Below are 18,604 nucleotides of genomic sequence, written 5' to 3' on the forward strand. Positions count from 1 at the left end.
AACTGGTGACCTGTCCCCTGTAGAGTTTGAACGGCGCTACGCGCAACGAGGGTCTTGAGTGTCTACGGAACTCTGGGCGTATCAGAGCGCCTTAAAGCCACCGGGCCGCTGAGCCCCAAGGTCGGGACGCAGCTAGGACGGATCAGCTACTTTTGCAGTGTAGCTGAGTGTGATGCCTACTTCCGCGAGGACCTAGCGGAACTTACGCAGTCCTTCTGCTGAACTACTGAAAGTCGCGCGCTTCTCTTACGCTGGGATGCGATGCACAGCCGGGTGCAACCCGAGCTTGGGAATTGGCCGCGAGAGTATTCAGACAGCTTGCGAGCAGCTGGCCCCACCGTTTTGTCTGACTGGGCCACGGGCAAGGTCTGCACACAGCTCTTCTTGGAAATGGCCGAAAAGGGCGAGCAACTCAACACGCTCCCGCGGTCCCGACGCATTGCCCACAACACACACGATGTGTTCCTGATCGGATTGCTTTCTGAGGGCTATGGTCTTGCCACCCACTTCGAGCCTCGCAAGCCACTGATTGCGGCCTACCAAGCGGTCTTGACAATTGGAAGAGCCAAGATCAGCACGCTTTCGCACACACCATGGGTGAAGCTGCTGCCTTTCATCTGAGCTGCAGCAAAGCAAGCACGGACTCAAAGATGTACGAGTTCGATCGCGACTTCGATCGCGCCTTCCCGATTGAGCTACTTGCTGTGCAAGCCTTCGTCGGCGTGACCGCCACCCTGAATTCCCAAGCGGCCACGGTTGATTGGTGGGCCGTGGTCGGTGCTTAAAGACCTGTTCTGCCCGCAGCCATCCCAACTCCTGGCTGCGGTGTTGGCGCGCGTCGAAGAGGACTATCCACTTTTCCGTTGACTCATGTTGAAAGGATTCACGCATGAACGCTCCCGTTCGCCCCAAGACTCTGCCAATTTTGCCGCCCTTGCCATGGCGACCGACGCCAATGGCCAAGTTGATCTGACCGCGCTCGAAGCGCACCGCCTGATCCTTAACAATTTAACAATCAAACGGTCCAGGATCTTGATGCTCAAGGCTTGATCAACTCGATTACGCGTTCCCCGGCTTACGCCGATCCCAATGGCCGCGAAGCTGTAGGGACGCTCATTGACGCTACCTCCAAGCGCTTGCCACCGGCTGACGCGATGCGCTTTGACAGCGCGCTAGATGCGGTCAACGTCAGTGAGTCCTGGGCCGAAGGCAACTTCGAGCACTATATCCAGGAGCCGGTGGTTACGGGCTGGGAAGAAGCCAAGGCGCGGGGGAAGGCGGCACTAACTGGACCGACGCTCAAAATCAAATATTTATTAGGAGAAGTGGCGGAGAGAGTGGGATTCGAACCCACGGAAGGTTTGACCCTTCGCCGGTTTTCAAGACCGGTGCCTTAAACCGCTCGGCCATCTCTCCGATGCTGCTACGCATGACCGCCGAAGGCGTCGGTTGTCACGCTGGCGACCCGCGTTGCGCGGGTGAAGCCCGATGGTGGCCGCACGGACATCTTATGCAAGCCACCACTCCCCAGGAGTGTTCCCGGGCGCGCATTCTCGCATGCCCGGGCGCGTTTTGCTTGGTGGCACCATTCGCTTGTGGCTGGCGTAGCGTGATGCGGCGCCACTCGTGACCGGCCGCTACTCGTGGGGATCGGCGGGATGCACCCAAGATAGACGCAGCCTGCCGGCCGTCTGAAGCGAACTGACTGCCGAGCAGCTCGCGGGCTGCCAAACAACCGGGCAGCCGGCGCAGCAGCCAAACACCGCCCTCAGCCGGCTTCGGCAACGGCTGCTCAGCCTGCCTCGGCCACCGCCAGGCGCGGCGCGGTGCCGGCGGCACGCTTGAGCTTTTCGGCCAGTTCGGCGCAGTTGCCGCCGCAGTCCAGGCGCGAGCGTTCGATCTCCTGCGGCAGGTGTTCGGCCAGGAAGTCGATGAACACCCGCACGGCCGGCAGCAGGCCGCGACGCGAGGCGAACACGGCATGGCAGATGCCTTGCGGCAGCGACCAGTGCGGCAGCACTACTTCCAGTTCGCCACTGCGCACTGCTTCGGCGCAGACGGTTTCCGGCAGCATGGTGATGCCGAAGCCATCGCGCGCCATCGATTGCAGCAGCGGGAAATCGAATCCGGCCAGCCGCGGCTGCAGGTCCACGCGGCGCATTTCGCCGTTGGGGCCGTGCAGTTCCCAGCGCTGATGGGCTTCGTCTTCGCTGGTGCTCATGGTGGTGTGGTTGGCCAGTTCGCTCGGGTCTTTCGGGCGTCCGGCGCGGTCCAGATATTTGGGGCTGGCCACCAGCAACTCCTGCACCTGGCCGAAGCTGCGCATCACCAGGCTGCCGTCGTCGTCCAGGCGCGACCGCACGCGCAGGGCGATGTCGTAGCCTTCATTGATGACGTCGACGCGGCGATTGCTGATGTTGAGCTGCAGCCGCACCTTGGGGTACTTGGCCAGGAATTCCGGCAGCAGCTTGGGCAATTGGATCTGCGCGAGCGAGACAGGAACGCTCACACGTACAAGACCGCGCGGCTCGGCGCTGAGACGATCCACCACCTCGCGCGCGGCCTGGGCCTCCGCCAGCATGGTCTGGGCATGGCGGTGCACGCTGGTGCCCACGTCGGTGACCGCGAAACGGCGCGTGGAGCGCTGCAGCAGGCGCACGCCCAGGTCGGTTTCGAGCTGGCTGATGCGCCGGCTCAGGCGCGACTTGGGGATACCGAGCGCGCGCTCGGCTGCGGCGAAGCCGCCGTGGTCCACCACCATCGCGAAGTAGTACAGGTCATTCAGGTCGTGCATGGCGCATGTATCCATGGATAGAACGATAAGTGATATTTAACCACCTTTATCCCAACAGGGCAACGACCTAGGCTGCACACCTCCGCGGCACTGCCGCATCCCATAGGTCCTTGCCATGAAGCTGCTCCATCTCGATTCCAGCGCCCTGGGTGCCAACTCCATCAGCCGCGAACTCAGTGCCGCCGTGGTGAAGCAACAGCGCCTGCTCCACCCGGATCTGCAGGTGAGCTACCGCGACCTGGATCAGGACCAGATCCCCCACCTCACCGGCCAGTCGCTGGCGCAGGCCGATGCCGCCGAGGCAGCCGCCGCCGAGCAGGTGATGCAGCAGTTCCTGGATGCAGACGTCGTCGTGATCGGTGCGCCGATGTACAACTTCAGCATCCCCTCCACGCTGAAGGCGTGGATCGATCGGATCGCGGTGGCCGGCCGTACATTCCGCTATACCGCCACGGGGCCGGAGGGCTTGGCCGGCGGCAAGCGCGTCATCATCGCCAGCGCGCGTGGTGGCATCTACCCCGAGACGAGCAACGATTTCCAGGAACCATACCTGCGTCAGGTGTTCGGCTTCCTGGGCATCGACGAGGTGAGTTTTATACGTGCCGAAGGCGTTGCCTACTCGCCGCAGCACCGCAGCGACGCGCTTGCCCAGGCCCTGGCATCGCTGCAGCAGCCGGAGGAACTGGCTGCGTAGAGCAGGTGGCAAGACGACTGCGCGACTGCCAGGCGGGTGCGGCCAGTATCCGGAATCGGCATGAACTACGCGCAGATTCCGGTGCTGGGCGCACTGTCCGTACCCGTCTGACGATTGCTCGCCAGGTGGCGTCCGCCGCTCTTGAGCGCGCAGTTTCTCAGCACTCGTCGCAGCACATCGCGTAATGCTGGATGGGATGGCTCGTGTTTGCGCCTCCGCTGCCAGCGTATCTACGCATCCCGCCGCGGGCATGCGGATCGCAAAACAAACAAAAAGGGGCCTGCGCAGGCCCCTCTTTGCTCGTCGTCCTGGATGCTGCTGGTCGTGGCGAGGCTACAGACCGATGCGCAGCAGCCAGCACCAGCCGAGCTGCAAATCGGCCGCGCGTAACGGTATCGACGTCACGCAGACACGTTGCCGCGCATCGGAGCCGGTGCGTGGCGCACCAGCCCCGATGCGAGTGGCATCAACCGATCTTTTCCAGCCCGCCCATGTACGGACGCAGCACCTGCGGCACCTCGATCGAGCCATCGGCGTTCTGGTAGTTCTCCATCACCGCGATCATCGCGCGTCCCACCGCCGTGCCCGAGCCGTTGAGGGTATGCAGCAACTCCGGCTTGCCGCTGGCCGGATTGCGCCAGCGCGCCTGCATGCGCCGCGCCTGGAAATCGCCGCAGTTGGAGCACGAGGAAATTTCGCGATAGGTGTTCTGCGACGGCAGCCAGACTTCCAGGTCGTAGGTCTTCATTGCCGAAAAGCCCATGTCGCCGGTGCACAGCAATACCTTGCGATACGGCAGGCCGAGCTGTTCCAGCACCACTTCGGCGCAGCGCGTCATGCGCTGGTGTTCGGCATCGCTGTCTTCCGGCGCGCAGGCGGTCACCAGCTCCACCTTCTCGAACTGGTGCTGGCGGATCATGCCGCGGGTATCGCGGCCACCGCTGCCGGCTTCGGCGCGAAAGCACAGAGAATGCGCGGTCATGCGCAGCGGCAGGCGCTCGGCATCGACGATCTCCTCGCGCACGATGTTGGTCAGCGGCACTTCGGAGGTGGGGATCAGATAGCGGCGCGAATCGCCCACTTCGGTCTGGAACAGATCCTCTTCGAACTTGGGCAACTGCCCGGTGCCGCGCAGCGAATCGGCATTGACCAGCAGCGGCACATTGGTTTCTTCGTAGCCGTGCGTACCGACGTGCAGGTCGAGCATGAACTGCGCCAGCGCGCGGTGCAGGCGCGCGATCGGCCCGCGCAACACGGTGAAGCGTGCGCCCGAGAGCTTGGCAGCGGTCTCGCCATCCAGCCAGCCGTGCGGCGCGCCGAGTTCCACATGGTCCTTGACCGCGAAGTCGAAGCTGCGCGGGGTGCCCCAGCGCGACTGCTCCACGTTGTCGGCCTCGTCCTTGCCGTGCGGCACATCGTCGGCCGGCAGGTTGGGCAGGCCCAGCGCGATGCTCTCCAGCTTGGCGCGAATGCTGTCCAGCGCGTCTTCGGACGCCTTGAGCTCGTCGCCGAAACCAGCCACTTCGGCCATCAGCGCGGCCACGTCCTCCCCTTTGGCCTTGGCCTGCCCGATCGCCTTGGATTTCGAGTTGCGCAGGCTCTGCAACTCCTGCGTGCGCACCTGGATACGCTTGCGCTCGCTCTCCAGCGACTCCAGTTCCGCAGTGTCCAGGGAGAAACTGCGCGTGCTGCGCAGGCGCTCGGCAAGGTCGGCGGGATGTTGGCGAAGCAGGGCCGGATCTAGCATCGGAAGTCTATGTGTCGGTGGAGAGCGCAAGATTATCGCCTGTTCCGCCACCTGCTGCGATCGATTCACCGGCGCTATGCCAGAATTGCCGCGATCCTTCAGGTGAGCCCTATGCCCGCGCCCCGCTCCGCGTCCGATCGCCACATCGTCCTGCGCCTGCCCCGCCACACCCTGAAAATTGCCGGCATTGCCTTCGGCGCCGGCCTGCTGCTGTTCCTGCTGGTCTGGGCCACCGGTCGCAAGGACGACTTCTACAAGGCCTCGCCCAGCCAGCCGAGTGCCAACGCCCCGGCCAGCGACGACACGCTGCAGCCGCTGCCTGCACCGCTGCCGGCGCAGGACAGCGCCAGCGACATGCCGCAGGCCAAACCGCAGCAGGAAGACACCCCCACCCTGGTGGAAACCGCGCCCCCGCCCCCGCCGGCACCGTCTTCCCTGCCCGAAGACGCGGTCCCCGGCACCCCGGGGACCGCAGCGCCGTCTGCACCGGTGGCCGGCGGCAACCGCCCGGTTCCGATGCAGGGCCAGATGCCGCCACCGCGCTATCCGTCGGCGGCCTTGCGCCGTGGCGATGCCGGCGACGTGGTGGTGCGCGTGGATGTGGATGCGGCCGGCAATCCGGGGGGAGTCACCCTGGTGCAGCGCAGCGGCTCGCGCGACCTGGACCGCGCCGCAATGGAGGCCGTGCGGCACTGGCGCTTCCATCCAGCGCAGAACAACGGCCAGCCGGTGGCCGGCAGCGTGGACATTCCCTTCGAATTCAAGCCGGCGCAGTAAGCGGGCCTAACAGCTGTCGCTGCGCAGGGGTAGCGCGGCCAACCACCCGGCGTGAAAGATCGAAAAATCCTGTTAAAACGTGAACTTGGGCGCCACCGAGCGGACCTCTTCGCGCCCCGTTAGCGTCACTAAGCTGAATCACGACATAGCCAGGGTGTGGCAGATATGCCCCGCCTTAATTGCCCCTCAGCAAACGCCGAACAGACTAGCCGGGTCATCAACAGATGCGCCAGGAGGTCGGCCATGTCCTTCACCTCGAATCCTTCATCCCACAGCCCGGCCGTGCCACGTGCTGCAGGCACGCGCAGGCAGGACGTGGAGAGCGATGGCGCCTCGCCCTGGCTATGGGCGACCTTGATTGCCGTGCTGGTGGTGATTCCAACCTGGTGGTGGGCGCGCCACAGCGACGAATCGTTCGCCCCCGACACGGCCCCTGCCCCGGCGGCCAGCCGGCAGATCCTGCCCAGCGCCGATGGTCCGCGTGCGATGACCATGGTGGCGCACCAGCCGGCACGTACGCCGGTCAGCAGCAAGGAAGCGATTCCGCTCCCCGGCAATGCGTTGCCCGCCTACCCGGCCGAGTTGGCGCGCGCCGGTCTCGAAGGCAGCCGGACTGCAAGGCTGCAGCTGGATGTGCAGGGGCGCGTGCGCGAGGTGACCATCGTCGAGCGCAGCGGCAGCGGCGATCCGCGCCTGGACGCGGCGGTAGTGCGCAGCTTGCAGCAATGGCGTTTCGAGCCGGCCACACGCGACGGACATGCCGTGGCGAGCAGCGTCCAGGTGCCGGTGGAATTCAGCGCGCAGCGCTGAGTCCGAAGCCCGCGCCCTGCGCAAGGGTGTCGAAATCCGGGAACGAGGTGGCCACGTTCGCCACATCGTTGATCTGCACCTTGCCGGTCGACAGTTGCCCGGCAATCGCAAATGCCATCGCAATGCGATGGTCGCCATGACTTTCGATCACGCCGCTGCCGATGGCCCCGCCATGGATGGTGGCGCCATCGGGCGTTTCGTCCACCTGCACGCCCAGCGTGCGGAGCCCGGTTGCCATGGCGGCCAGACGGTCCGATTCCTTGACCCGTAGTTCGGCCGCGCCGCTGACCACGGTTTGCCCGGAGGCTGCGGCCGCCGCCACGAACAGCGCGGGAAACTCGTCGATCATGTCCGGCACCAGCGCTTCGGGAATCTGCGCGCCGTGCAGCGGTGCATGACGCACGCGCAGGTCGGCAACCGGCTCGCCGCCATGTTCGGCATGATTGCCCTCGCTGATATCCGCGCCCATCAGGCGCAGCGCTGCCAGCAGCCCGGTGCGGCGTGGATTCAGGCCCACCGCACGCAACACCACGTCCGAGCCGGGAACGATGCTGGCGGCGACGATGAAGAACGCCGCCGAGGAAAAATCCGCCGGCACCGCGATGTCGGTGGCACGCAGCCGCTGGCCGCCACGCAGGCGCGCCTTGCCGGGCGAAAAGTCGATCTCCACACCGAACGCCGACAGCATGCGTTCGGTGTAGTCGCGGGTGGGATGCGGCTCGCTCACCGAGGTCTCGCCCTGCGCGTACAAGCCGGCCAGCAGCACCGCCGACTTGACCTGGGCGCTGGCCACTGGCGAAACGAAGTCGATGCCGTGCAGCACCTGCCCGCCATGTACCTGCAGCGGTGGCGTGCCATCGTCCTGCGTCTGGATCTTCGCGCCCATCTGCGCCAGCGGGCCGGTGACGCGTCGCATCGGCCGCTTGGACAGGGACTCATCGCCCACCAGCACGCTATCGAAGCGTTGCGCCGCCAGCAGGCCGGCCAGCAGCCGCATGCCGGTGCCCGCATTGCCGCAGTCCAGCGCCTCGCTGGGCGCATGGAGCCCGTCCACGCCCACGCCATGCACGATGCGCCGCGACGCCGATGGCGTCTCGATGCGCACGCCCAGCCTGGCGAAGATCGCCGCAGTGGAACGGGTATCTTCGCCCTCCAGAAAGCCGTCGATCTGCGAGACGCCATCGGCGAGCGCGGCGAACATCACCGCCCGATGCGATACCGACTTGTCGCCTGGAATGGTCAACGTGCCGCGCAAGGCGCTGCCTTGCTGCGCGATCCAGTGCTGAGTGCTGCTGCTCATGCGAATGATCCGAAGTGCTGCGGCATCGCCGTACCGGGCGATGCGCTGGGTGAGAAATGGCGGCGCGCCATCATCGCCGAAGCGGCGGCGCGCCGGTGACGGCCTGGGGCCGGGCACGCCTGCTCAGGGAATGGCCACCGGATACGAACCCAGCACCTTGATCTGTGCCGAATGCGCTTCCAGCTCGGCCAGTGCCTGCTTCATCGCCTCGTCTTCCACATGGCCGACCAGATCGATGAAGAAGCCGTATTCCCACTTGGCCTGATGCGAGGGCCGCGACTCGATGCGGTTCATGCTGATGCCATGGCGCGCGAACGGGCTGAGCACGTCGAACAATGCGCCCGGCTTGTCGTGGATGAACACCAGCACCGAGGTGCGGTCGTGCCCGGACGAGGGGAAGATCTGCCGGCCGATCACCAAAAACCGCGTGGTGTTGTCGTCGTCGTCCTCGATCGACTTCATGATGACTTTCTTCAGGCCATACACATGGGCGGCGCTCTCGCCGCCGATCGCAGCCGCGTCTTCGGCATTGCGCGCGCGCCGTGCGCCTTCGGCATTGCTGGACACCGCGATCTTCTCCACCTTGGGCAGGTGCGAACGCAGCCAGCCGGCGGTCTGCGCAAAGGACTGCGAATGCGCGTAGATGCGCTCGATATCCTCGAGCCGGCCGTTGCGCGAGAGCAGGTACTGATGCACGCGCAGCTCGACTTCGCCACAGATCTTGAGGTTGGAGGTCAGGAACATGTCCAGGGTGACCTGGATGGTGCCCTGGCCGGAATTTTCCACTGGCACCACGCCGAAATCGGCGTTGCCGGCTTCCACTTCCTGGAACACTTCTTCGATGGTCGCCATCGGCAAGCCCACCGCCGAGCGCCCGAAGTGCTTGAGCACCGCCTGCTGGCTGAAGGTGCCTTCCGGCCCCAGATAACCGATCTTCAGCGGCTCCTGCTGGGCCAGGCAGGCGGACATGATTTCGCGGTACACATGCACCAGCACTTCATCGCTGAGCGGGCCTTCGTTGCGGTCCACCACCATGCGCAGCACCTGCGCCTCGCGCTCGGGTCGGTAGTAGTCCACCGCTGCAGCCAGCTTGCCCTTGGCCTTGCCGACCTGATGGGCGAAGTTGGCGCGCTCGGCGATCAGCGCCTGGATGTTGCGGTCGATCTCGTCGATCTTGGCGCGCACGTCGGCGAGCACCGGTGCCGCGGTGACGGGCTTGCCGGCCGGTTTGGCCGATTTGCCTGACGATTTGCCTGCCGGCTTGGCAACCGGCGCGCTCGCGGCGGACTCCCCGGTGGCTTTCGCCGGGGTGCGTTTGCCGCCGGCGGCGGGCGTGGATTTGCTGGATCTGGATGCCATCGCTGGGCGTTCCTCGAAAAGACGGCGCATGCGCCTGCGCGGCCTGCGCCGCGGATGGAAGTGGGCTCAGCCGTGACGCTGCTGGAAGTCGTGCATGAAGGCCACCAGCGCCTGCGCGCCGGCCACCGGCATGGCGTTGTAGAGCGAGGCGCGAATCCCGCCCACCGCCTTGTGGCCCTTCAATGCAAGCAGGCCGGCGGCCTTGGATTCGCTGACGAACAGCGCATCCAGCTGCTCATCGGGCAGGAAGAACGGGATATTCATGCGCGAGCGCACTGCCGGCTTGACTAGGTTGCGATAGAAGCCGCCGGAACGATCGATGGCGCCGTACACCAGTGCCGCTTTTTCCGCGTTGCGCCGCGCGAACTCCTCGACCCCGCCCTGCTCCAGCATCCACTTCACGGTCAGACCGAGCAGGTACCAGTTCCAGGTCGGCGGCGTGTTGAGCATCGAGTCGCGTGCCAGATGCGAGGCATAGTTGAAGATGTCCGCGCGTGGCTGTCCGGCGCGCTCGAGCAGGTCGCGCCGCACGATCACCAGCGAAATCCCCACCGGCCCCAGATTCTTCTGCGCGCCGGCATAGATCAGCCCGTAGCGCGAGATATCCAGTGGCTCGGAGGCGATGGAAGAACTGAAATCGGCGAACAGCGGCAGGGTCCCAACCGCCGGAATGTCGCGGAATTCGACGCCGTGGATGGTCTCGTTGGCGGTGATGTGCACATAGGCCGAATGCGGCGACAGGGTCCAGCTGGCCACCGGCGGGATGTCGATGAAGCCTTCGGATTGGGCATCGGCGGCAATGCGTGCATCCACGTACGGCGCGGCCTGCTTGATCGCGGTCTTGCCCCAGTGCCCGCTGATCACGTAGTCGGCGGCCTGGCCGGGCGCGGCGAAATTCAACGGCAACAGTGCCTGGATGGTGGTGGCGCCACCGGCGGTAAACAGCACGGCATAGTCGTCGGGAATCGATAACAAGGTTCGCACGTCGGCTTCAGCCGCGGCCGCCACCGCCATGAAGTCGGCGCTGCGGTGGCTGATTTCCACGATCGAGGCGCCTACGCCATTCCACTCGACCATCTCCGCCTGCGCCTGCCGCAGGACCGATTCCGGCAATGTCGCAGGGCCGGCACTGAAATTGAACGCGCGAGTCATGGCACACCTTGTCGAGCTAGCCTTCTAGTATGCCGCAGCGCACCGGGCTTGGCAGCGGGCAAAAAAGTTGCAGCTGCATCCTTTTGACTGAGCCTGACGTAACGTGGTGGTGCACCGGAGCGAACTCTTGTCCCGGTTGGTTACTCTCACGCTGCAGCCACTGCCGGAGCCTGCCATGTCGTTTCGCGATGCCTTCAAACTGCCCGCCAGTCAGATCACCGATGAGTCCGTCTACCGCGAGCGGCGTCGGCTGCTGCAGCTGTTGGCATTGACCCCGGCAATCGGCGTGGCCGGTTGCGCCGAGGCCGACCCGCCACCGCCGCCCAAGACCGTGGTGACTCCGGCGCAGGCGCGCAGCGGCTTCCGCACCGCCGAAGAGCTGACCAAGCTGGAAGACGTCACCAGCTACAACAACTTCTACGAGTTCGGCACCGACAAGACCGACCCGTCGAAGGCGGCCAAGACGCTCAAGCTGTCGCCATGGTCGGTGAAGGTCGGCGGCGAATGCGAAAAACCCGGCAGCCTGTCGCTGGATGAGCTGCTCAAGGGCGTCGCCTCGGAAGAGCGCATCTACCGGCTGCGCTGCGTGGAAGGCTGGTCGATGGTGATCCCGTGGACCGGCGTGCCGCTGGGCGAGGTGCTCAAGCGCTTTGCGCCGACCTCCAAGGCCAGGTACGTGGCCTTCACCACGCTGGCTGACCCGCAGCAGATGCCGGGCGTGCGCTACCGTTCCATCAACTGGCCGTATCGCGAAGGCCTGCGGATCGACGAGGCGATGCACCCGCTGACCCTGTTGGCCACCGGCCTGTACGGCAAGCCGCTGCCGCAGCAGAACGGTGCGCCGCTGCGGTTGGTGGTGCCGTGGAAGTACGGCTTCAAGAGCATCAAGTCGATCGTGGAAATCCGCTTCGTCGAGAAGATGCCCGAGACCGCCTGGCACGATCTGCAGCCGTCCGAATACGGGTTCTTTTCCAACGTCAACCCGGCCGTGGACCATCCGCGCTGGAGCCAGAAGACCGAGCGCCGCATTGCCGGTACCGCCAGCAAGCTGTTTGCCGAGCGCATCGCGACCAAGCCGTTCAACGGCTACGCCGATCAGGTCGCCTCGCTGTATGCGGGGATGGACCTGAAAAAGTGGTTCTAGCCGTGTAAACCCGACACGCTGATATCGACCTGCGGTACGAGCGCACCCGGGCGCGAAGGGCCTTACCGGTCCGGTAACGCCTGTCGCGGCCAGGTCCGCTCCTACGTTTCATGCCCGCGCGGCATTGTTTCCTTCTTCGAGATCGCATGGCCAAGTCCTCCGTCCCCCTGATCGCCGCCAAGACCCTGGTGCATGTCGCCGCGCTGGCGCCGATCGCACTGCTCGCCTGGCAGTTCTGGCAGGTGTGGCAGACCGGTAGCGACGCCCTGGGCGCCGATCCGGTGGCCGAGATCGAGCATCGCACCGGGCTGTGGGCGCTGCGTTTTCTGTTGATCACCCTGGCGATCACACCGCTGCGCCAGCTCACCGGCCAGGCGGTAGTGATCCGCTTCCGGCGCATGCTGGGGCTGTATGCGTTCTTCTATGCCAGCGTGCATCTGGCGGTGTATCTCAGCCTGGACCTGCGCGGCTTCTGGACGCAGATCTTCGAAGAGATCCTCAAGCGTCCCTACATCACGGTGGGCTTTGCCGCATGGCTGCTATTGCTGCCGCTGGCGATCACTTCCACCCAGGGCTGGATGCGCCGGCTCAAGCGCAACTGGGGCCGGCTGCATCAGCTGATCTACCCGATCGGGGTACTGGCGGTGCTGCACTTCTGGTGGCTGGTGAAGTCCGATATCCGCGAGCCGGCGCTGTATGCCGGCATACTCGCCGCCCTGCTGGGCTGGCGGGTCTGGAAAAAACTCAGCGCGCGCCGAACCACAGCAAGGCGCTCAGCGCCGCCGCCAGCAGCACCGCGCTGAGCAGCAGCCACGGCCAGCGGGCGACCTTCATCGGCGCACGCACCGGTTCGGCCACTGCGCGCGGCGGCGGTGGCGGCTCGGAATCGGGGATATCCCATGTCGTGCCGTGATGGATGCGCGGCACCTCCACCACGAACCGGTGGCGGGCGTCGAACACCACCTGGTCGCCGGCTTGCAGCCAGCCATCGCGCACCTGCACGCCGTTGATCCAGCTACCCTCTTCCGAGCCCAGATCGCGGATCAGCACACGGTCGCCGTGGCGCTCCAGGCGCGCGTGCTGCGCGCTGAAGGCCGGATCGTCGATGACGATGTCCGCGGCCGGGTCGCTGCCGACCAGGCGCGAGCGATCCAGGGTGAAGCTGCGCCCGTGATGGCGCCCACCCAACCCGCGCAGCAACAGGCAGACCTCGCCGAGGCCGGCATCGTCGGGCGGCAGATCGTTGGCTGGGGCACTGGAGGGCGCACTGCGCAGCAGCATCTCCACGCCATCGGCGTAGATCGCATCGCCGGGCCGCAGCAAGGCCATGCGACGCACCGGGCGTCCGTTGACGTGGATGCCGCGGATGCCGTTGGCCACCTGCAGCCACAGGCCGCGCTGGTCCAGGCAGAACTGCGCCAACAGCAGCGCCCCCTGCGCATCGGCCACCACCCGCACGCTGCCGGAGGCATGCCGTACGATCCGGTGGACGCCGGGCTTGAGGGAATGATCCGGCTGCTGCCGGTGGGTGAAATGAACTTGCAGGTCGCGCACCGGCCGCAGCCTAGCAGGTTTGCCGTCGAGAGCGGCCAACCAGCGCATCGCGCCAGCGCGGCGGCGGCCAATTCGCGTCGATAAGGCGCTGCGTACGCGACCAGGCCCGGGCCTCGGCGACGGTTCGCAACGTTAGCTCGCCACCATGCTGGCCTGGCGCGATGCATGACCGCACTTGGAGCCAGGCGCGCGCATGCGCACAATGCGCGCCTACTTTCGTATCACCCAGGCACCTCATGTCCAGCATCGATATCCGCCACGACCATTCCTTGACGCCGGCACAGGCCCGCGCAGCGATCGACGAGGCGGCGCGCAAGCTCACCGATCGCTACGGCGTGGCCTCGCACTGGGAAGGCGACACCTTGCGCATCTCGCGGTCGGGCGTGGATGGCGCGATCGCCCTGCTGCCGCAGCAGGTGCATGTGACGGCCGAGCTTGGCTTCCTGCTGTCGGCGATGCAGCCGATGGTGGAATCGGAAATCCGTCGGCTGTTGTCGGAAAAGCTGGCCTGAGCGCGTCGCCGCTGCCGCTGCTTCAGCGCCAAGTCACCCGCCCCGCGCGCGATGGGCGGATGCTTGTGCAGGCCTGACCGGACTGCGTTTCACCTGTCCGATGCAAGGCCGGCACTAGGGTGAACCCAACGTCACTTCGGCAATCGACAGGAGCATCGCATGACGACCGGATACGATCAGAACGGCAACCGCGACACCGCGGCTTCGGGCTTCCAGGCCCAGGCGGAGCAGATTTCGCGCCGGCTCGGCGAATCGGCGCAGACCGTGTGGCTGGCCGGGCTAGGTGCACTCGGGCGCGTGCAGAGCGAAGGCAGCAAGTTGTTCGACTCGCTGGTGCGCGAAGGCGCCGCCTACGAGCGCAGCGGCCAGCGCAAGGCGGCCGACAGCGTGGACGAACTGCGCGAGGAGGTGGAAACCCAGTTCGAGCAGGCCCGTGACACCGCGGTACGTGGCTGGGACAAGCTGGGCAAGGCCTTCGACGAGCGCGTCAAGGGCGTGCTGCGCACGCTCAACATCCCCGAGCAGGAAGAACTGGAGAACCTGCGCCGCGAGGTCGAGTCGCTCAAGGCCCAGGTACGGGCCAACACCGCGGCCACCAAGCGCGCCAACCGCACCGCCAACCAGGCCGCGCAGGCCGCCAGCAGCGACTCCGCAGGTGGCGGCAGCTCGACCGGCGCCAGCGGTGCATCCACCACCGGCAATGCCGCGGCATTCGACGGCGAGTAATGCCCGGTTCGCGCGGGCGGGCGGGTTGCCATCATCGGAGCGTCGCGCTGGATGCGGTGCGCGCTCCGAGCGCGGTTCTGGCAATGCACGGACGGCGGTTTTGCTGTGAGCCTTGCGATGTTGCAAAGCAACATGGTTTTGCAGACAATCGGGAACGACCCGCCAGTCCCGCTTCATGAAGTCCGTTTGCTCCCCTCCCCTCACGGCTTCGGACTGGCGGGTCTTTCGCTGCCTGGATCACGGCTCGTGACATCTCCGCCAGCGATCCATTGACGAATCCCGCGCGAAGGATTCTTCTAGAGGCATCGATTCGTAATACGCGCCATACCTTCGCTTGATGCTTATGCCTTCCTGGATCCTGGCGCTCCTGGCTGCACTGCTGCTCTGGCTGGCGGTGTGCGCCTACCTCTGGTTGGTGCGACGTCGCGCCAACGAAACCACCGAAGGCGTGCGCGCCCTGGCAGCCATGCATTGGCGCGACTTTTCCGCGGTGGTGCTGCGTGTCTTGCAGGACCAGCGTGGCTGGCAACCGACCCAGCTGCCGCAGGACGGCCTGCCGACCGCCGACTTCATGATGCAGACCGATCACGGCACCCGCCTGGTGGCCTGTAAACACGGTCGCGGCTACCGCATCGGCGTGGCGGCGGTGAATGAGCTGGGCGCGATGGCCCGCCTGGCCGGTGCCGGTGGCGGCGTGATGGTGACCGAAGGGCGCATGGAGCGCGAAGGCCTGGCCGCTGCCGAAAAACAATCCATCGAAGTACTGGACGGCATCCGCCTGTGGCCCCTGCTCAAGCCCTATCTGCCGGGGGATGTGGAAACCGGCGTGGTGGGCATGGCCAGGCGACGGGCCATCCGCCACAGCATCATCGCCGGTGCTGCACTGGCCACGCTGGCGCTGGTGGCGGTTGTGGGGCTGCGTCCGCCGGAGCCCACCCCGACGTCCGCCCCCGTTGCCGCGGCCCCGCGCGCTGCAGCAGGCACGCCCCCGCCGGCGACGCCGGCCGCGTCTGCCGTGCCGCCTGTCGTAGCCACACCGGCACCCACTCCCTCACCAGCAGCGAATGCCACCGAACCGGACGCGGAAACGCTGCAGGGCTACCGCCGCGATGTCTCCAAGGCCCTGGCACAGAAACCCGGCCTGGTGCGCGGCATCTGGATCACGCAAGCCACGCTGGCGGTGGATCGCACCATCGAGGACAGCGCCGCGTGGCCGCTGATCTGCGAGGAACTGAAGCGCTACCCGTATCTGCGCACCGTGCGCGTGCAGCTCAATCCGCGCGCAGGGGTGGCAGAACCGGTGCGTTGGCGGCAGTGCACGACGATTTGAGTTCGGGATTCGGGAATCGGGATTGGGGATTGGCGCGGTGAGAGGTATGTCATGCCAGTGCGCCAGTCTGGTTGCGAGGTGAGGGACACTAGGTTGTCGCTGTAGTTGATCCACTTCGTGTGGTCTGGTGTTTGCGCGACAGACGGTGCGACTCGTTAGCTGCGTTCTTGATGGCGGTTGACGGAGATGCTGCAGCAACTGTGCGTGAATAGCCATCGCCGCGGCGCTTGCGTGACCGTCACCAGGCGGCCCTCGTTCCCCACTGCGACCGCACGGGAGCGCTCGCTCGCGGACGATCTGGTGATGCGGATGCCTGGCAGCGCTGCCGGAGCTACCGCATCGCAGAGGTGCTGTACGCCCTTCCACGCGCTGCTTTCAGCGCATCCCCGGCGCGAAACGCGCCACCAGGTCGTAGGAGCCGCCCAGGAACAGCTGGCGTACGTAGGTCACCGGCTGTTCGCCGCGCCAGGTGTGGCGGTCGATGACCAGACAGGCGGCACCTTCGTCCACCTGCAACTGCCTGGCCTGCGCGGCGTCGGCGCCGACGGCGCTGATGCGGTGTTCGGCGCGCGTCCACGGCACGTTGCGCAGCAGCCAGCTACCCGGCGCCAGCTCGGTGAACGGCTGCGCCAGGGCATCCGGCACGGTGGTGATATCGATCACGCGCTGCTCCAGCGCGAACGGGCTGCCATCGGCCAGATGCACGCTTTCCAGCGCCAGCAGCTTGCCGGTGCTGCCCAGCGCACGCTCCTGCGGCACCCGCTGGCGCACGTTGCGCAGCCGCCGCGAGAGCAGCGAGAAGCTGTAGCGGTGACCGCGCGCGGTCATTTCCACTTCGATGTCCGGGATCGAGAGCGCTACCTGTTCCAGATGCGGATGCGGCCGCGCCACGAACGAGCCGGTACGGCGACGACGCTCGATCATGCCGGCGTCGGCCAGCAGGCCAAGCACCTTGTTGACCGTCATGCGCGAGCAGCCGTATTGCGCCATCAGCTCGTGCTCCGGCGGAATGCGGTGCCCGGGCGGCCAGTCGCCACTGTGGATCCGTCGCTCCAGATCCTGCCGGATGCGTTGGTGCAAGGTGCCGGGCGCGGCGATGGGGATGGCGGTCAAAGCAGAGGTCTCCGGTCAGGCCTGCATTGTGCGCGCATCCGCTTAGACCAGCTAACGGAACGACTGCGCTCACCGCCAGGCGGGCGCGGCGCTTGCTCGGACTCGGCATGTACCCCTTCGTACATTCCGGTTGCTCCGCGCCGTCCGCGCCCACCCGACGACTGCTCGCCACGCTCTGCGAGCCGCTTTTAGGTGCCCAGCACTGTTCGCAGGATTTGCGCAAAACGCGTGGCGATCCGCGCGCGGCCCACATGCTGGCCGTCGCGCACCACCGGCCGGCCGTTGCGCCAGACGTTGCGGACCGCAGTGCCGCGCGCGGCAAACAGCCAACTATCCAGCACCGCATCGTCGCTGCGTGCCAGCAAGGCCGGATGCGTCAGGTCCAGCTCCACCAGGTCGGCGGCCGCACCGACCCGTATCCCGTGCTGCGCGATGCCGAGGGCCTGCGCCGCCCCCTCACCGGCGCGCTCGTACAACCAGCGGCCGCTGGAAACCTGCGCCGGCGCCAGCACATTGCGCGCCTGCAGCGTCAGCCGCTGGCCGTATTCGAGCAGGCGCAGCTCTTGGGCGGCATCGATCAACACGTTCGAGTCCGAGCCGACGCCGAAGCGACCACCGGCCGCGGCAAAGGCCTGCATCGGAAAGATTCCGTCGCCCAGGTTGGCTTCGGTGATCGGGCACAGCCCGACCACGGCGCCGCGTTGCGCCATCGCCTGCACCTCGCTGGCGGTGACATGCGTGGCGTGCACCAGACACCAGCGCGTATCCACCGGCGCATTGGCCAGCAGCCACTCCACCGGCCGCTGGCCCGACCACGCCAGGCAGGCGTCGACCTCGCGCTGCTGCTCGGCGATATGGATATGTATCGGCCCCTCGGTGAGCGGCTGCAGGTCCAGCAGTTGCTGCGGCGTGACCGCACGCAGGCTATGCGGCGCAAGCCCGAGCACGGCATCCGGCAGCGCCTTGAGGCCGTGCCGGCAGTCGTCGAGCAGGCGCGCGAAACCGTCGATGTCGTGGATCAGCCGTCGCTGCGCCGCGCTCGGTGCGGCGCCGCCAAAATCCGAGTGCGCATAGAACACCGGCAGCAGGGTCAGCCCGATCCCGGTAGTGGCCGCGGCCGCCGCGATGCGCGCGGACATTTCGCCGGCCTGCGCATAGGGCGTGCCGCTGGTGCTGTGGTGCAGGTAGTGGAATTCGCCGACCCGGGTGAAGCCGCTCTCCAGCATCTCCACATAGGCCTGCTCGGCGATCGCCTGCAGGCTGTCCGGATCGAGCCGGTCGACGAAGCGGTACATCAGCTCGCGCCAGCTCCAGAAGCTGTCGCCGCTGCGCCCGCCGACCTCGGTCAGCCCGGCCATGCCGCGCTGGAAGCCATGACTGTGCAGGTTGCCCAGGCCGGGCAGCAACACTTCGCAGCGGATATCGCCGCCAGCGGGTGTGGCCTGCGGCTGCACCGAGACGATGCGCCCTTGCGCCAGCGCGATCCGCACCTGGCTGGCCCAGCCATCCGGCAACAAGGCCCGGGCGGCCCAAAACACCTGCGCATGTGCCTGCTCGTCTGCCACTGGACACCTCCGATTGACGACCCTATT

At 66.4% G+C, this 18,604-nt stretch carries 19 protein-coding genes, 1 tRNA gene and 1 other RNA gene; 12 read left to right on the forward strand and 9 right to left on the reverse strand.

The genetic code is table 11. The annotated features are described in order from the left end of the window. Positions 1-384: 384 nt before the first annotated feature. The 3 genes from XcodCFBP4690_RS23200 (at position 385) to XcodCFBP4690_RS23205 (ending at position 1,050) form a co-directional block, all read left to right on the forward strand. Positions 385-621 (forward strand): hypothetical protein, encoded by a 237-nt coding sequence (locus XcodCFBP4690_RS23200; protein WP_244183747.1) that lies wholly within the window; start codon positions 385-387, stop codon positions 619-621. A 29-nt stretch (positions 622-650) separates the two neighbouring features. Beyond that, positions 651-785 carry a hypothetical protein gene (locus XcodCFBP4690_RS23305; RefSeq protein WP_279628116.1) on the forward strand — a complete coding sequence of 45 codons (135 nt, stop codon included), beginning with the start codon at positions 651-653 and terminating at the stop codon, positions 783-785. Between the two features lie 85 nt (positions 786-870). Continuing rightward, entirely contained in the window at positions 871-1,050 is a 180-nt protein-coding gene (locus tag XcodCFBP4690_RS23205; RefSeq protein WP_244183748.1) for a hypothetical protein, read from the forward strand. A gap of 276 nt (positions 1,051-1,326) precedes the next feature. Here the strand turns inward: XcodCFBP4690_RS23205 and XcodCFBP4690_RS19975 are convergent. Next, positions 1,327-1,416, reverse strand: a tRNA-Ser gene (locus tag XcodCFBP4690_RS19975). A 376-nt stretch (positions 1,417-1,792) separates the two neighbouring features. Then, on the reverse strand, positions 1,793-2,809 hold the full coding sequence (locus XcodCFBP4690_RS19980) for a LysR family transcriptional regulator (protein ID WP_007964080.1): 1,017 nt from the start codon (positions 2,807-2,809) through the stop codon (positions 1,793-1,795). Positions 2,810-2,909: 100 nt separating this feature from the next. Between XcodCFBP4690_RS19980 and XcodCFBP4690_RS19985 the strand changes: the two genes are divergently transcribed. Further along, on the forward strand, positions 2,910-3,488 hold the full coding sequence (locus tag XcodCFBP4690_RS19985) for an FMN-dependent NADH-azoreductase (protein ID WP_104543795.1): 579 nt from the start codon (positions 2,910-2,912) through the stop codon (positions 3,486-3,488). Between the two features lie 466 nt (positions 3,489-3,954). Here the strand turns inward: XcodCFBP4690_RS19985 and serS are convergent, their stop codons facing one another. After that, entirely contained in the window at positions 3,955-5,235 is a 1,281-nt protein-coding gene (serS, locus tag XcodCFBP4690_RS19990) for a serine--tRNA ligase (RefSeq protein ID WP_104543797.1), read from the reverse strand. Between the two features lie 111 nt (positions 5,236-5,346). Here serS and XcodCFBP4690_RS19995 point away from each other — a divergent pair, with 111 nt between their 5' ends. Both XcodCFBP4690_RS19995 and XcodCFBP4690_RS20000 read left to right on the forward strand, forming a co-directional pair. Beyond that, a complete protein-coding gene (locus XcodCFBP4690_RS19995) occupies positions 5,347-6,012 on the forward strand; it encodes an energy transducer TonB (RefSeq protein WP_167394723.1) in 666 nt (221 codons plus the stop codon). Between the two features lie 243 nt (positions 6,013-6,255). After that, positions 6,256-6,822: an energy transducer TonB gene (locus tag XcodCFBP4690_RS20000; RefSeq protein WP_104543801.1), complete on the forward strand. Its 567-nt coding sequence runs from the start codon at positions 6,256-6,258 to the stop codon at positions 6,820-6,822. Here XcodCFBP4690_RS20000 and aroA read toward each other — a convergent pair. The 3 genes from aroA to serC all read right to left on the reverse strand — a co-directional run bounded on the left by aroA (position 6,806) and on the right by serC (position 10,633). Next, on the reverse strand, positions 6,806-8,122 hold the full coding sequence (gene aroA, locus XcodCFBP4690_RS20005) for a 3-phosphoshikimate 1-carboxyvinyltransferase (protein WP_104543803.1): 1,317 nt from the start codon (positions 8,120-8,122) through the stop codon (positions 6,806-6,808). The genes XcodCFBP4690_RS20000 and aroA overlap by 17 nt on opposite strands. A gap of 123 nt (positions 8,123-8,245) precedes the next feature. Next, positions 8,246-9,481 carry a prephenate dehydratase gene (gene pheA / locus XcodCFBP4690_RS20010; RefSeq protein WP_104543805.1) on the reverse strand — a complete coding sequence of 412 codons (1,236 nt, stop codon included), beginning with the start codon at positions 9,479-9,481 and terminating at the stop codon, positions 8,246-8,248. A 66-nt stretch (positions 9,482-9,547) separates the two neighbouring features. Then, a complete protein-coding gene (serC, locus tag XcodCFBP4690_RS20015; RefSeq protein WP_104543807.1) occupies positions 9,548-10,633 on the reverse strand; it encodes a 3-phosphoserine/phosphohydroxythreonine transaminase in 1,086 nt (361 codons plus the stop codon). A 175-nt stretch (positions 10,634-10,808) separates the two neighbouring features. On the opposite strand from serC, the gene msrP reads away from it, so the two are divergent. Together msrP and msrQ are read left to right on the forward strand one after the other, a co-directional pair. Continuing rightward, on the forward strand, positions 10,809-11,777 hold the full coding sequence (gene msrP, locus XcodCFBP4690_RS20020) for a protein-methionine-sulfoxide reductase catalytic subunit MsrP (protein ID WP_104543809.1): 969 nt from the start codon (positions 10,809-10,811) through the stop codon (positions 11,775-11,777). A 146-nt stretch (positions 11,778-11,923) separates the two neighbouring features. Further along, positions 11,924-12,580, forward strand: coding sequence for a protein-methionine-sulfoxide reductase heme-binding subunit MsrQ (msrQ, locus tag XcodCFBP4690_RS20025; protein ID WP_104543811.1), 657 nt, complete (start codon positions 11,924-11,926; stop codon positions 12,578-12,580). On the opposite strand, the gene XcodCFBP4690_RS20030 is transcribed toward msrQ, so the two are convergent. Further along, positions 12,522-13,331, reverse strand: coding sequence for an FHA domain-containing protein (locus XcodCFBP4690_RS20030; protein ID WP_104543813.1), 810 nt, complete (start codon positions 13,329-13,331; stop codon positions 12,522-12,524). The two genes, msrQ and XcodCFBP4690_RS20030, sit on opposite strands and share 59 nt — an antisense overlap. A 236-nt stretch (positions 13,332-13,567) precedes the next feature. On the opposite strand from XcodCFBP4690_RS20030, the gene XcodCFBP4690_RS20035 reads away from it, so the two are divergent. The 3 genes from XcodCFBP4690_RS20035 (at position 13,568) to XcodCFBP4690_RS20045 (ending at position 15,899) form a co-directional block, all read left to right on the forward strand. After that, entirely contained in the window at positions 13,568-13,843 is a 276-nt protein-coding gene (locus tag XcodCFBP4690_RS20035) for a polyhydroxyalkanoic acid system family protein (protein ID WP_104543815.1), read from the forward strand. Positions 13,844-14,002: 159 nt separating this feature from the next. Beyond that, positions 14,003-14,569, forward strand: a complete 567-nt coding sequence (locus XcodCFBP4690_RS20040; protein WP_104543817.1) for a phasin family protein — start codon at positions 14,003-14,005, stop codon at positions 14,567-14,569. Between the two features lie 337 nt (positions 14,570-14,906). Continuing rightward, positions 14,907-15,899 carry a restriction endonuclease gene (locus XcodCFBP4690_RS20045; RefSeq protein WP_167394724.1) on the forward strand — a complete coding sequence of 331 codons (993 nt, stop codon included), beginning with the start codon at positions 14,907-14,909 and terminating at the stop codon, positions 15,897-15,899. A gap of 375 nt (positions 15,900-16,274) precedes the next feature. Here XcodCFBP4690_RS20045 and hutC read toward each other — a convergent pair whose 3' ends face one another. After that, complete coding sequence (gene hutC, locus XcodCFBP4690_RS20050; RefSeq protein ID WP_167394725.1) at positions 16,275-17,012, reverse strand: histidine utilization transcriptional repressor HutC; 738 nt, start codon at positions 17,010-17,012, stop codon at positions 16,275-16,277. 107 nt (positions 17,013-17,119) lie between these two features. Between hutC and XcodCFBP4690_RS20055 the strand changes: the two genes are divergently transcribed. After that, positions 17,120-17,196: non-coding RNA, sX9 sRNA (locus XcodCFBP4690_RS20055), on the forward strand. A gap of 4 nt (positions 17,197-17,200) precedes the next feature. On the opposite strand, the gene XcodCFBP4690_RS20060 is transcribed toward XcodCFBP4690_RS20055, so the two are convergent. Next, positions 17,201-18,577: a formimidoylglutamate deiminase gene (locus XcodCFBP4690_RS20060; RefSeq protein ID WP_146091985.1), complete on the reverse strand. Its 1,377-nt coding sequence runs from the start codon at positions 18,575-18,577 to the stop codon at positions 17,201-17,203. Positions 18,578-18,604 lie beyond the last annotated feature (27 nt).

The sequence above is a fragment of the Xanthomonas codiaei genome (genome assembly GCF_002939785.1).
Lineage (GTDB): Bacteria > Pseudomonadota > Gammaproteobacteria > Xanthomonadales > Xanthomonadaceae > Xanthomonas > Xanthomonas codiaei.